Source organism: Paracidovorax cattleyae, from assembly GCF_900104515.1.
GTDB lineage: Bacteria > Pseudomonadota > Gammaproteobacteria > Burkholderiales > Burkholderiaceae_C > Paracidovorax > Paracidovorax cattleyae.
This window is the reverse complement of the sequence record NZ_FNJL01000002.1, coordinates 200,232-212,473: the sequence shown is the minus strand read 5'-3', so window position 1 is coordinate 212,473 and position 12,242 is coordinate 200,232. Positions and strand designations below refer to the sequence as shown.

The following is a 12,242-nucleotide window of genomic DNA, read 5'->3' as shown; positions in this document are numbered from 1 at the left end:
ACATCGGAATCCAAGAGCCCGGCAGATGCGTATAGGACGGCAGCATCCGAGGACTCCAATGAGAACGACACCAGACATGTCCGCCCCCGGCGGCGGCTCCGCGGGCGGAGCATCGCGCAACGGCCCGCTCGATATCGCCGTCATCGGCAGCGGGATCTCGGGCCTGGCCGCGGCCTGGCTGCTGGCCGGCCGCCACCGGGTGACCGTGTACGAAGCCGACGCGCGGCCCGGCGGCCACAGCCATACCGTGGACGTGCAGGGCCCTTCGGGCACCGTGGCCGTCGATACCGGCTTCATCGTCTACAACGAATCGGCATACCCCAACCTCACCGCCCTGTTCGCCCACCTCGGCGTGGAAACGGTCCCCACCGACATGTCGTTCGGGGTGAGCATGGACGCAGGGGCGCTGGAATACTCCGGATCGGGCCTGTCCGGCCTGTTCGCGCAACGCGCCAACCTGCTGCGCCCGCGCTTCTGGTCCATGCTCCGGGATCTCGTGCGCTTCTACCGCCTCGCGCCGGGCGACGCGCAGGAAATGGGGCTGCTGCCCCTGGACGAATACCTCGACCGCCGCGGCTTCGGCCGCGCCTTCCGCGAAGACCACCTCTACCCCATGGCGGCGGCCATCTGGTCCACCCCCGCCGCGCGCATCGGCGAGTACCCCACGGAATCCTTCGTCCGGTTCTGCGAGAACCACCAGTTGCTCCACCTGGGCCACCGGCCGGCATGGCGCACGGTCCGTGGCGGCAGCCGGCGCTACGTGGAAAAACTCGTGGCCGCCCTGGGGCAGGACGGCCTGTCGCTCGCACGGCCCGCCGTGGAAGTGCGCCGCACGGAAGGCGGCATCCACGTCCGCACCGCCGATGCGCGCGAATCGCGCCGCCACGACCATGTGGTGATCGCGACCCATGCCGACCAGGCGCTGCGCCTGCTGCCCGATGCCACGCCGGAGGAGTCGCGCTGGCTGGGCGCCTTCGGCTACAGCCGCAACCGCACCGTGCTGCACAGCGACCCGGCACTGATGCCGCGCCGACGCGCGGTCTGGTCCAGCTGGAACTACGCCAGCGACCGCAGCCTCGCCGACGGCCTGAGCGTCACCTACTGGATGAACCGGCTCCAGCACCTGCCGGACGACCTGCCCCTGTTCGTGACCCTGAACCCGGTACGCGAGCCCGACCCGCGCCACGTACTGCACGCGCAAACCTACGAACACCCCATTTTCGACGGCGACGCGCTGCGCGCCCAGCGGCAGCTGTGGAGCCTGCAGGGCGAGCGGCGCACCTGGTTCTGCGGCGCCTACTTCGGCGCAGGCTTCCATGAGGATGGGCTGCAGGCCGGCCTTGCCGTGGCCGAGGCCCTGGGCGGCGTGCGGCGCCCCTGGTCGGTGCCGAACGAATCGGGCCGCATCCACTGCACGCCGGCGCATGCGCCAGGGGCCCCGGGATGATTCCCGCCACCGTGCCGGTGCCGGGCAGCGCCCTGTGCATCGGGGAAGTCACGCACCAGCGCCACCGCCCTGCACGCCATCGCCTGCGCTACCGCGTCCATGCGCTCTGGCTGGACGTGGACGAACTGCAGGAGCTGGCACGCCGGCTGCGGTTCTTCTCCCTCAACCGGTTCAACCTGTTCAGCCTGCACGAGCGGGACTACGGACCGGGCACGGGCGAGGCCCTGCGCAGCCACGTGGAGCGCCAGCTCGCCGCGGCGGGTATTCCGACCGGAGCAGGCCCCATCCGCATGCTGACCATGCCGCGCATCCTGGGCTACGCGTTCAACCCGATCACGGTATATGCCTGCCACCGGCCCGACGGCGGCCTGCTCGCGGTGCTCTACGAAGTGAACAACACCTTCGGAGAACGCCACAGCTACCTGGTCGCGGTGCCTGGTGCGCAGGCGCACGACCCGCGGCAGCGCCATGGATGCGACAAGTCCTTCCATGTATCGCCCTTCCTGCCACTGTCCCTGCGCTACGCGTTCGACCTGCGGCGCCCGCAGGTTCCAGGCGATGGACTGGCGCTCGGCGTGACGGCTGGCGACGCCGCCGGTCCCGTGCTCCACGCCGCATGGCGGCTGCGCATGCGCCCCCTGACCGACGGAGCGCTCGTTCGCGCCTTCTTCACGCATCCCCTGCTCACGCTGAAGGTGATGGGCGCCATCCATTGGGAAGCGCTGCAGATCTGGCTCAAGGGCGTGAAGGTCCACACCAAGCCGCCGGCCCCCGAGCGGCACCTCACCATCATTCGCCCCGAAGAAACATGACGCCCTCCCCCACCTCGCCCACGAAGGCCGCGAGCGGCCTGTCCGAGGAATCCTCCGGCCACCACCTGCCGCATGCGCGTCGCTCCCCCGGCAGGCCCTGGCTGCACCGCCCCCTGGAGCGCCTGCTGCGCCGGCTGCTCGCCAGCATGGCCTGCGGATCGCTATCGGTACACTTGCCGGATGGCGGGGTCCTGCATGGTGCCGGCGCGGCACCCGGCCCGCAGGCCGCCATGGTCCTGCACGTCTGGAAGCCCGTGTGGCGGCTGCTTGCCGGAGGCGACCTCGGGCTGGCGGAAGGATACCGCCGGGGCGAATGGTCCACCCCGGACCTCACGGCCCTGCTGGAGTGCGGCAGCCGCAACGAAGCCCCCTGGAGCCGGGGCATCGGCGGCGGCTGGCTGGCCCGCTGGGCGGGTCGGCTGCGCCACCTCCTGCGCGCCAACACGCGCGGCGGAAGCCGGCGCAACATTGCCTTCCACTACGACATGGGCAACGATTTCTATGCGCAGTGGCTGGACGCGTCGATGCTCTACTCCAGCGCGATCTATCCCACGGGATCGGAATCGCTCGAGGCAGCCCAGGCCGTCAAGCTGGAACGCATCGCCGAGCGCCTGGCCCTGCAACCCGGCGAAGAGGTGCTGGAAATCGGCTGCGGCTGGGGCGCGCTGGCACAGGACATGGCCCGGCGGGGCGCCCGGGTGACGGGCATCACGCTGTCTTCGGAGCAACTGCGCTTCGCCCAGGAGCGCATGCGGCAGGCGGGGCTGCAGGACACCGTGGAACTGCGCCTGCAGGACTACCGGGACGTGCCCGGCACCTTCGACCACATCGTCTCCATCGAGATGCTGGAAGCCGTCGGCGAATCCTTCTGGCCCACCTACTTCGCCACCCTGCGCGACCGCCTGCGGCCGGGTGGGCGCGCGGTGCTCCAGGTGATCACCATAGCGGACCGCCACTTCGAGCACTACCGCTCGGGGGCCGACTTCATCCAGCGGTACATCTTCCCCGGCGGCATGCTGCCCTCGCCTGCGGTGCTCGCCAGCCAGGCCGCGGGCGCGGGCCTGCGCATCCGCTCCAGCGAGACCTTCGGCCCCGACTACGCCACCACCCTGGCCCAATGGCGCCAGCGCTTCCAGTCCGCCTGGCCGTCCATCGAGCCGCTGGGCTTCGACGAGCCGTTCCGCAGGCTCTGGGAGTACTACCTGTGCTATTGCGAAGCCGGCTTCCGCACGGGGCACATCGACGTGGGCCTCTATACCCTCGAGCACACCGACCGTTGAGCAGTCTGCCAGGGCAACGGTACTCCGCACCGCCCTGCCGCGGGCGTCAGCGGTCGGCCGTGCCGGGCTCGGCCATCTTCCGGTGCTGCGCCGCGACCAACTGGGAAGGGGCCATCTTCGCCAGGGCCACCTGCAGCTTGTTGCCCAGCCCCACCACCACATCCGCCTCACCGGCCTCCATCGCGGCGTAGCCCGTGCGTGCCACCTCGGCCGGATCGGACTTGCCGGACTGGGTGCCGAACTTCGTGTCCAGCATGCCCGCCCGCTCGAAGAACGCGGTGTCGGTCACACCCGGCATGAGGCAGGTCACCGTCACCCCGCAATCCTGCAGTTCATCGCGCAGCGCGGCCGCGAACGAATCGACGAATGCCTTGGTGCCGTTGTACACGGCCTGGAAGCTGCCGGGCAGGAAGCCGGCGATCGATCCAGTGATGAGGATGCGCCCCCGGCCGGCCGCGCACATGCGCTGGGCCACGCGCTGCACCAGCCATACGGTGCCGGTCACGTTGGTATCGATCACGTGGCGCACGTCGGCAAACGGCTGGTCCAGGAAGGCCCCGCCCAGGCCGTGGCCCGCATTGGCCATGAGCGCATGCACCATGCGGTCGCCGATGACCGCCCAGAGCTTTTCCAACCCCTCGGCCGTGGCCAGGTCCAACTGGATGAACTCGACCTCGGCGCCTTCGGCGCACAACGCCTCGGCCGCTCCGTTGAGCGGCGTGTCCGCTGCCAGCACGAGGTTGTACCCCCCTCGGGCGGCACACCGAGCCAGCTCCAGCCCGATGCCGGACGACGCTCCGGTAACCACCGCTAGCGGCCGAGTGGTTTCCGTGTTGCCTTCGATGGATTCCATGGCGAGACCTCTTTCCGATCAGCTGTATGAAAGGCGCGGCGCCCGCGCCGCCTGCCGCCGTCTGCGCAGGACGGGCGGGCAGGAGCATTGCGGGCGCCTCCGTGCACACCATGGTGGAAGCCCCTGCGGCGCTCGCCTGTCGGACACCGCCCCGCACCGGCCGGCGATAAAACCGCGCTTTTCCATGCCGGACGGTCGGCCGGGCCGCGAGCAGCCCGTGCCAGAATCCGGGCCATGTCCGCACCATCGGCCTACGCGGTCACAGCCGCCACCACCGCCCGACGCTCCACGGAAAGCACCATGGCCGCGCTGTACCGCGCCGCTCTGGGCCCGATCGGCGTGGCGCGGTACCTGCCCGCCTTCGAGCGCTTCGACGAGGCCGGCCGTACGCTGCCCGGCTGGAACTGGGCGGCGGCGCTGTGCACGCTCAACTGGATGGTGTTCCGGCAGCTGTGGAGCGCTGCGCTCGTCTATGTGGCCGCACTCGAGGGCCTGGCGCTCCTGGCCGTCGCGGTGGGCCGCTACACCGGCACCTGGCCGCTTCCCGTGCTCGCCGGCCTGGGCCTGGCGGTGCTGCTTGCCGCCACCGTGATTCCCGGGCTCTACGGCAACGCCATCGTCCATGGCGAAATCCGCAAGCGGATCACCAGGGCGCTGGCCGCCTCCGCGACGCTGACGCAGGCCCAGGAACGGCTGCAGGAGCATGCGCCGACACAGCGCCGGCTCGTGTGGATCGGCGCAGCCAACGCCGTGCTGGCCCTGCTGCTGGCGGCGTTGCTGCTGTTGCAGCCGGGATGGTCCGCCATGGACCCTTCCGCAGCCTTCCACCCGCCCGCGACGGCCGCAGAGGCCCCGCGGACAGCTGCGTCCACAGCGCAGGCACCGGCCTCCGAAACGGCCTCTGAAATGCCCTCCGGCCCGCCCGAGGCCGCCTCGGCGTCCGCCAGCGCGGCCCCCGCGCCCGACGCCACCTCCCCCGCCGCTCCGGCCTCGGTACCCGCACCTGTCGAGACGGCCGGCGTGGCAGGCGCCTCCCTGGCGGCATCTGCCGCCTCTCCGGCCTTGCCGCCCGCGCCCACAGCGTCCTCCACCGCACCGGCCGCAGCCCCTGCGCGCGCGCTGCCGGCTTCGGCGGCTGCCTCCGCATCGACACGGCCGGCACAGATACAGCCACAGGCGCCGGCCAGTGCCGCCTCTCGCCGCACCGCCCCCTCCGCCCCTTCACCGGCCTCCCGACCAGCGGCGTCCGCAGCGGCGGACCGTACCGACACCATCGCGTCGCCCGCACGCAGGCTCTACATCAACGTCGGCCTCTTCGCCGAGCCCGCGAATGCGCAACGCGCGCACGGCATGCTGCGCGGGGCCGGCATTCCGGCGGCCACGCAACCGGTCACCGCGGCAGACGGCCGCGAACTGCTGCGGGTACGCGCAGGCCCCTTCACTTCCACGTCGCAAGCCAATGCCGCGGCCGCTCGTATCCGGGCGCTCGGACTGGAAACCTCGGCCGCGGCTGCGCAGCGCCCGTGATGGCACCTCTGCCGTGGTTTCGTGTTACTGCTCGTGACGCCCCCCGCGCGACCGGCTGCGCTAAGGTCGGTCGGCCAGGCCGGCATACCGCGCCATACCGGCACCACCCTCCCAGCCCCTCTTTTCCTGATGACGGAGCCTCCATCCATGCGCACCACTGCCTGCCTTCTCGCCACCGCCACTCTCGCACTCCTCGCCAGTGGCTGCAGTACGGCGAACATGCCCTGGAGCGGACAATCCGCGCCGGCGCCGGTCGGCCCGACCGGCGCCCCCATGGGCGGCACCTGCAACGCCCAGCCCGCCCAGGCCCTCATCGGCCAGAACAGCACCGCAAGAGTGGTCGAGGATGCGCGCGTGCGGTCCGGGTCCCAACTGGCGCGGCTGCTGCGGCCCGGGCAGATCGTCACCAAGGAATACGACCCGCAGCGCCTGAATCTCGAGGTGGATGCGTCCGGCCGCATCACCGCGGCCCGCTGCGGCTGATCCGCAGCCCGTCGGGCCCGGGCGCGCACCGCGATCCGCCTCAATCTGCCAGGAAGAGTTCCTGCAGGTCGCTGAGGAAGTCGAACCCGCGCTCCGTCGGGCGCACGCGCGCGGCATTCCGCACGACCAGACCCTTGCGCTCGGCCTCGTCCAGCGCATCCGCGATGGCGCTCAGCGGCAGTCCCGTGCGATCCGCGAAATCCTGCAGGGCGAACCCCTCGCGCAGGCGCAGCGCATTGAGCATGAACTCGAACGGCAGATCCGCCCTGCGCACTTCGTGGTCCTGCGCCACGGCGTTGCCGGCCAGTGCCTGCTCCATGTAGCGCTGCGGATCGCGGAACCGCACCTGCCGCGCCACGCGGTGAGCGAAGCTGAGCTTGCCGTGCGCCCCCGCGCCGATGCCGAGATAGTCCCCGAACTGCCAGTAGTTCGTGTTGTGCACGCACTGGTGCCCAGGACGGGCATAAGCGGAAATCTCGTAGCGGTGCAGCCCCACCGCCTCCGTCATCTCGGTGATCCGGTCCAGCATGGCATAGGCCAGATCGTCTTCAGGCACCACTGGGGGAAACTTGGCGAAATAGGTGTTGGGCTCGATGGTCAGGTGGTAGATGGACAGGTGCGGCGGCTGGAGCGACAGCGCCAGCGCCACGTCCCGTCCCAGGTCCTCCAGGCTCTGCCCGGGCAGCGCGTACATGATGTCGAGGTTGAACGTATCGAACGCCTGCGCGGCCTCCTGCACTGCAGCCAGGGCCTGGGCCCGGTCATGCACCCGCCCCAGCGCCCGCAGGAAGCGGTCGTCGAAACTCTGCACGCCGACGGACAGCCGCGTCACACCGGCCGCGCGGTAGGCACGGAAACGGTCCTTCTCGAAGGTCCCGGGATTGGCTTCGAGCGTGATTTCGGCGTCCGCCTCGAGCCGCAGCCGCGCCCGCACTCCGCCGATCAGCCGGTCGATCGCTTCCGGCGAGAACAGGCTGGGCGTTCCCCCGCCGATGAACACGCTGTGCACCGTGCGTCCCCAGACGAGTGGCAAGGCGGCTTCCAGGTCCGCCATGAGCGCATCCAGATAGCGCTGCTCCTGCAGTGCGCCCGCACCGCCGCGCGCCTCGTGCGAATTGAAGTCGCAGTATGGGCACTTCTTCAGGCACCAGGGCAGATGCACGTACAACGACAGCGGCGGCGGGGAACCCAGGCTCAAGACACCGGGCCGCATCGAATGCCGCACGTCGCGCAGCGGAGCGGGCGCCTCTTCGGCGCCCGGAGGGGCGGCAGGAACGATGGGAATGGACACGGGAAGGGAAACGTTGGAAGACGGGGATGCCGGAGGGGAAAAGGCGTTCGGGCCAAAGCGCCGGTGTGGGTCAGAACCAGCGCTCGCGCATGAGCGCGAGCATCTGCTGCGCGGACCGCCCCCGGTGGCTGTGCGCATTCTTCACCTCCACGGGCAGCTCCGCGAACGTCTTGCCGAACTCCGGGATGAACATCACCGGATCGAAGCCGAAGCCCCCGTTGCCGCGCGGCTCCGTGGCGATCTCTCCGGCCACCCGGCCCACGGCGATGAGGGGCTCGGGATCGTCGGGACTGCGCACGGCCACGAGCGTGCTCACCATCGCTGCATGCCGCGAAGCGACGCCCTGCATCTGCTCCAGCAAAGCACGCACGTTGTTCGCGTCACCTTTCTCGTAGCCGAAACGGGTGGCGTAGTAGGCGGTCTGCACGCCCGGCTGGCCACCGAAGGCATCCACGCACAGGCCCGCATCGTCGGCCAGCGCCGGCAGTCCGGTGTGCTTCGCCGCGAAGCGCGCCTTGGCCAGGGCATTCTCGACGAAGGTATGGAAGGGCTCGTCCGCCTCACCCACGCCGAGGTCGGCCTGCCGCACCAGCTCCACGCCGAGGGGAGAGAACATGCTCTGCAGTTCGGCCAGCTTGCCGCGGTTGTTGGATGCGAGGACGAGTTTCATGGTGGGAATGCTTTCGGGAAAAGGACTCAGACGCCGGACGCCGGCACCGACAACGCCTGCCGCTGCAGGGCGATGAGCGCGTCCACGCCCTGCGCGGCCAAGTCGAGCAGCCGGTCCATCTCGCTGCGCGTGAACGCGACGCCTTCCGCCGTCCCCTGCACTTCGACGAACCGGCCGCCGTCCATCATGACGACGTTCATGTCGGTGTCGCACTGCACATCCTCGGTGTACTCCAGGTCGAGCAGCGGCGTGCCCTGCACAATGCCCACCGACACGGCCGCCAGCGGCGCCGTGATGGGGGATGCGGAGATCTTCCCGCCCGCCAGCAGGGCCGACACGGCATCGTGTGCGGCGACCCAGGCGCCGGTGATCGCGGCCGTGCGCGTGCCGCCGTCGGCCTGCAGCACGTCGCAATCGAACTGGATGGTGCGCTCGCCCAGCGCGCGCAGGTCGAACACCGCCCGCAGGCTGCGGCCGATCAGGCGCTGGATTTCCTGCGTGCGGCCGCTCTGCTTGCCGCGTGCGGCCTCGCGGTCGCTGCGGGTGTGTGTCGCGCGCGGCAGCATGCCGTATTCGGCCGTCACCCAGCCTTCGCCGCTGCCGCGCTTGTGCGGCGGCACCCGCTCCTCGACCGAAGCCGTGCACAGCACCTTCGTATGCCCGAACTCGACCAGCACCGAGCCTTCCGCGTGCATCGTGTAGCGGCGGGTGATGCGCACAGGGCGCAGGGCATCGACGGCGCGGCCGGCGCTGCGTTCGAAAGGGACGGAAAGGGAGGAGGAAGGCATGGGGATGCAACCGCGTGTGAAAGGGAATGAATAGCCACCCGGCTGCGGCCGGCGCGGAAAGCGCACGGTCCGCGCCCGCCAGGGCTGCGCCTGTGGTCCTGCGCGCCCGGCACAGCCTGCGCCGCAGCGTCAGGTCTTGCGCGCGGCGGAGCGACGGATGGCCTCGTTGATCTCGGCGATGGAGCGCTCGATCGCCTCGTCGTCGAGATCGTCCAGTTCGTCGGCCGCTCCGGCCTCGAACGGTTCGGCCTGGATCGTGGAAGCGAAGCCGTCGTCTGCGATGCTGTGTGTCGATATACCCTGGGTGGATTCGAAGGTGTCGGGAGTTTCCCACTCCATCGCCACCACCGTGACGTTGTCGCTGCTATCCCCCGCCCTGCGCAGGGCATCTTCCACCAGCTCCGGCACCGCCTGGGACACCGGCAGCCTCCCGAGCTGGCGCGCAATGGAGGCATCGTCCAGCGCGCCCCACAGGCCGTCGGAACAGAGCAGCAGCCGGTCGCCCTGCTCCAGCGCGACCGGGCCCGTGATGTCGTAGATGGGCTTGGTCGGAGACCCCAGGCAGGTGAACAGCACGTTGCGGTTCATGCGGTCCATACCGGGCAGCGACGCATTGCGCAGTTCCATGTAGGAGTGGTCGCGGGTGCGCGTAAGCAGTTCGCCGGAGCGGACCATATAGAGGCGGGAATCCCCGCAATGCACCCAGCTCGCGCTGCCCGCCTGCACCACCGCCGCGACGAGCGTGGTGCGGGGCGTGTCCAGCATGCCCCGGTCGCTGGCGTAACGCAGGATCTGGTGGTGCGCGGCCAGCAGGGACTCGGCCAGGAAGGCATCCACCGAGGGCAGCACGGGCTTGGCCTGGCGCTGGAACGCGGCGGAAACCGTCTGCACCGCGATCTGCGCGGCCACCTCGCCATCCGGATGCCCGCCCATCCCGTCGGCCAGCACGAAGAGGCTGGACTCCCGGGTATAACAATAGCCCATCCGGTCCTCGTTGATCTCGCGGCCGCCGCGGCGGCTCACCTGAAAGACCGAGAATTTCATTTCTGCTTCGCCCCTCCGCCGAGGCGCGTGGCCTCGCCCACCTTCTGCACGTTCTTCTTGGTATCCGACACCAGCGTATCGAGCTGCAGCCGCATCTTCTCGCCGACGGACAGCTTGGTATAGCGGCGCTCGCCTTCGCGGCTCAGCTCCTTCTGCAGCGCGAAGACGGACTGCGGGCGCGAGAGCGGATCGAGCGCCATGCACCATTCCACCACCTCGATGAGGTTGTCGGAATAGACGCCCCGGAGCTTGCTCAGGGCGAGCGACAGCCGGTCCTTCTCGGCGCGCTGCGGTGCCTCGTTCGGTGGGAAGCCCTGCATGCAGGCATAGATGCATGCGCCGATGGCGTAGATGTCGGTCCACGGTCCCATGGAGGAATCGCGGCGGTACATCTCGGGCGCCGCGAAGCCCGGCGTATACATGGGCCGGATGAAGTTGCCCTCCTTCGACAGCACCTCGCGCGCCGCGCCGAAGTCGATCATCACCGCCTTGTTGTCGTCGGTGATGAAGATGTTGGCCGGCTTGATGTCAAGGTGCAGCATCTTGTGCTGGTGCACGATGCGCAGGCCCCGCAGCACCTCGTCGAACAGCGAGCGGATCGTCGATTCACGGAACACCTTCTGCGTCTTCAGGTCGCGCGCGGTGATGATGAAATCCTGCAGCGTGGCGCCTTCCAGGTAGTTCATCACCATGTAGACGGTCTCGTTCTCCCGGAAGAAATTGAGCACGCTGACCACCGAGGCATGGGATATCTGGGCCAGGGCGCGGCCTTCCTCGAAGAAGCTCTTGAGCCCGAGGCGGTAGAGCGACAGCTTCTCGGGCGGCACCTTGGGCAGCAACTCGCCCGGCGAGCGCGTGGCGAGGGAGGAAGGCAGGTACTCCTTGATGGCAACCTGCTGGCCTTCGGCATCGACGGCCAGGTACACCACGCCGAAGCCGCCGGAGGAGAGCCGGCGTACCACGCGGTAGCCGCCCAGCATGGTGTCGGGCGGCAAGGGGGCCGGCTTGATTTTTGACATATTCGCGAAGAAAACCTGGACGCGTCCCGATCGGGAAAAGGAACCCGGATAATCGCCGGATCGCAAGCAATCACCGAAAAAGTCCGATGGCAGTTTACAGCATGACCGGCTACGCGAGCGCCCAGCTCGAAGCCTCCGCCACCGATGCCGACAGCGGTGCCCATCCCGCCCGCCTGGGGATCGAGATCCGCTCCGTCAACAGCCGCTTCCTGGATCTCTCCTTCCGGCTGCCCGACGAGCTCCGGGCCCAGGAACCGGGCCTGCGCGCCCTGGTCACCCAGCAGCTCAAGCGTGGCAAGGTGGAGGTGCGCGCCTCCATCGAGTCGGAGTCCCAGGGCCTCATCGCCCCGCCCTCGGCGCGCATGCTGCAGCAGCTCAATTCGGCGCAGGACTCGGTCCGCGCCTGGCTGCCGTCCGCCGCGCCGCTGTCCGTGGCCGACGCACTGCGCCTGTGCGCGGGCTCCGCGGCGTCTTCAGCCTCCTGGAACGCGGAAGACCTCCAGGCCCTGGCCCAGGGGGCGCTGGAAGACCTCGTGGCGGCGCGCGAGCGCGAGGGCAAGCGGCTCTCGGCCATGCTGCAGGACCGCCTGAAGCAGTTGCGCGCCCTCGCCCGCCAGGCCGGCCCCCTGGTGCCCCAGCTGGTGGACCAGCAGCGCCAGCGCTTCCTCGAGCGCTGGAAGGAAGCCATGGCGCTCGCCGAAGGCGTGCCGGTGCCCGAGGCGGCGCAGGACCGCGCCCTGGCGGAAGCCACCGCCTTCGCCATCCGCATCGACGTCGCGGAAGAGATCACACGCCTCGAATCCCACCTCGACGAGATCGAGCGCCTGCTGAAGAAGGGCGGGGAGATCGGCAAGCGCCTGGACTTCCTCATCCAGGAACTGCACCGCGAGGCCAACACCCTCGGCTCCAAGTCCGCCGCCATGGACCTGACCCGCATCAGCGTGGACATGAAGGTCCTCATCGAGCAGATGCGCGAGCAGGTCCAGAACATCGAGTGAGCGATAATCCTCCTGATTTGATAGCAGCCC

Annotated in this window: 12 protein-coding genes; 6 read left to right on the top strand and 6 right to left on the bottom strand. The window is 69.6% G+C overall.

Going from position 1 to position 12,242, the window contains the following annotated elements:
- Positions 1 to 58 precede the first annotated feature (58 nt).
- Genes BLR05_RS02440 through BLR05_RS02430 form a run of 3 tightly spaced genes read left to right on the top strand, consistent with a single transcriptional unit; the run spans position 59 to position 3,539 of the window.
- On the top strand, positions 59 to 1,447 hold the full coding sequence (locus BLR05_RS02440) for an NAD(P)/FAD-dependent oxidoreductase (protein WP_092832100.1): 1,389 nt from the start codon (positions 59 to 61) through the stop codon (positions 1,445 to 1,447).
- Positions 1,444 to 2,259, top strand: a complete 816-nt coding sequence (locus tag BLR05_RS02435) for a DUF1365 domain-containing protein (protein WP_092832099.1) — start codon at positions 1,444 to 1,446, stop codon at positions 2,257 to 2,259. The genes BLR05_RS02440 and BLR05_RS02435 overlap by 4 nt, the downstream gene beginning before the upstream one ends.
- Positions 2,256 to 3,539: an SAM-dependent methyltransferase gene (locus BLR05_RS02430; protein WP_092832098.1), complete on the top strand. Its 1,284-nt coding sequence runs from the start codon at positions 2,256 to 2,258 to the stop codon at positions 3,537 to 3,539. The genes BLR05_RS02435 and BLR05_RS02430 overlap by 4 nt, the downstream gene beginning before the upstream one ends.
- 46 nt (positions 3,540 to 3,585) lie before the next feature.
- On the opposite strand, the gene BLR05_RS02425 is transcribed toward BLR05_RS02430, so the two are convergent.
- Entirely contained in the window at positions 3,586 to 4,392 is an 807-nt protein-coding gene (locus BLR05_RS02425) for an SDR family NAD(P)-dependent oxidoreductase (protein ID WP_092832097.1), read from the bottom strand.
- 234 nt (positions 4,393 to 4,626) lie between these two features.
- On the opposite strand from BLR05_RS02425, the gene BLR05_RS02420 reads away from it, so the two are divergent.
- Together BLR05_RS02420 and BLR05_RS02415 are read left to right on the top strand one after the other, a co-directional pair.
- Complete coding sequence (locus BLR05_RS02420; protein WP_092832096.1) at positions 4,627 to 5,919, top strand: SPOR domain-containing protein; 1,293 nt, start codon at positions 4,627 to 4,629, stop codon at positions 5,917 to 5,919.
- Between the two features lie 147 nt (positions 5,920 to 6,066).
- Positions 6,067 to 6,402 carry an I78 family peptidase inhibitor gene (locus BLR05_RS02415; RefSeq protein ID WP_092832095.1) on the top strand — a complete coding sequence of 112 codons (336 nt, stop codon included), beginning with the start codon at positions 6,067 to 6,069 and terminating at the stop codon, positions 6,400 to 6,402.
- A 40-nt stretch (positions 6,403 to 6,442) separates the two neighbouring features.
- Here BLR05_RS02415 and hemW read toward each other — a convergent pair whose 3' ends face one another.
- The 5 genes from hemW to BLR05_RS02390 form a co-directional block, all read right to left on the bottom strand.
- Positions 6,443 to 7,693, bottom strand: a complete 1,251-nt coding sequence (gene hemW / locus BLR05_RS02410) for a radical SAM family heme chaperone HemW (protein WP_092832094.1) — start codon at positions 7,691 to 7,693, stop codon at positions 6,443 to 6,445.
- Between the two features lie 70 nt (positions 7,694 to 7,763).
- The gene (gene rdgB, locus BLR05_RS02405; protein WP_092832093.1) at positions 7,764 to 8,363 is read right to left on the bottom strand and encodes an RdgB/HAM1 family non-canonical purine NTP pyrophosphatase; all 600 of its coding nucleotides are present in this window, start codon (positions 8,361 to 8,363) and stop codon (positions 7,764 to 7,766) included.
- Positions 8,364 to 8,389: 26 nt separating this feature from the next.
- Positions 8,390 to 9,151 carry a ribonuclease PH gene (rph, locus tag BLR05_RS02400; RefSeq protein WP_092832092.1) on the bottom strand — a complete coding sequence of 254 codons (762 nt, stop codon included), beginning with the start codon at positions 9,149 to 9,151 and terminating at the stop codon, positions 8,390 to 8,392.
- Positions 9,152 to 9,280: 129 nt separating this feature from the next.
- Positions 9,281 to 10,195, bottom strand: a complete 915-nt coding sequence (locus BLR05_RS02395) for a PP2C family protein-serine/threonine phosphatase (protein WP_092832091.1) — start codon at positions 10,193 to 10,195, stop codon at positions 9,281 to 9,283.
- Complete coding sequence (locus BLR05_RS02390) at positions 10,192 to 11,214, bottom strand: serine/threonine protein kinase (RefSeq protein ID WP_092832090.1); 1,023 nt, start codon at positions 11,212 to 11,214, stop codon at positions 10,192 to 10,194. The genes BLR05_RS02395 and BLR05_RS02390 overlap by 4 nt, the downstream gene beginning before the upstream one ends.
- A gap of 86 nt (positions 11,215 to 11,300) precedes the next feature.
- Here BLR05_RS02390 and BLR05_RS02385 point away from each other — a divergent pair, with 86 nt between their 5' ends.
- Positions 11,301 to 12,212 (top strand): YicC/YloC family endoribonuclease, encoded by a 912-nt coding sequence (locus BLR05_RS02385; RefSeq protein WP_192883793.1) that lies wholly within the window; start codon positions 11,301 to 11,303, stop codon positions 12,210 to 12,212.
- Positions 12,213 to 12,242: the final 30 nt, after the last annotated feature.

What these genes read in the sequence shown, in the direction of transcription:
- BLR05_RS02440 (WP_092832100.1), top strand. Translation starts at nt 59, where the DNA reads ATGAGAACGACACCAGACATGTCCGCCCCCGGCGGCGGCTCCGCGGGC.
- BLR05_RS02435 (WP_092832099.1), top strand. Translation starts at nt 1,444, where the DNA reads ATGATTCCCGCCACCGTGCCGGTGCCGGGCAGCGCCCTGTGCATCGGG.
- BLR05_RS02430 (WP_092832098.1), top strand. Translation starts at nt 2,256, where the DNA reads ATGACGCCCTCCCCCACCTCGCCCACGAAGGCCGCGAGCGGCCTGTCC.
- BLR05_RS02425 (WP_092832097.1), bottom strand. Translation starts at nt 4,392, where the DNA reads ATGGAATCCATCGAAGGCAACACGGAAACCACTCGGCCGCTAGCGGTG.
- BLR05_RS02420 (WP_092832096.1), top strand. Translation starts at nt 4,627, where the DNA reads ATGTCCGCACCATCGGCCTACGCGGTCACAGCCGCCACCACCGCCCGA.
- BLR05_RS02415 (WP_092832095.1), top strand. Translation starts at nt 6,067, where the DNA reads ATGCGCACCACTGCCTGCCTTCTCGCCACCGCCACTCTCGCACTCCTC.
- rdgB (WP_092832093.1), bottom strand. Translation starts at nt 8,363, where the DNA reads ATGAAACTCGTCCTCGCATCCAACAACCGCGGCAAGCTGGCCGAACTG.
- rph (WP_092832092.1), bottom strand. Translation starts at nt 9,151, where the DNA reads ATGCCTTCCTCCTCCCTTTCCGTCCCTTTCGAACGCAGCGCCGGCCGC.
- BLR05_RS02395 (WP_092832091.1), bottom strand. Translation starts at nt 10,195, where the DNA reads ATGAAATTCTCGGTCTTTCAGGTGAGCCGCCGCGGCGGCCGCGAGATC.
- BLR05_RS02390 (WP_092832090.1), bottom strand. Translation starts at nt 11,214, where the DNA reads ATGTCAAAAATCAAGCCGGCCCCCTTGCCGCCCGACACCATGCTGGGC.
- BLR05_RS02385 (WP_192883793.1), top strand. Translation starts at nt 11,301, where the DNA reads ATGGCAGTTTACAGCATGACCGGCTACGCGAGCGCCCAGCTCGAAGCC.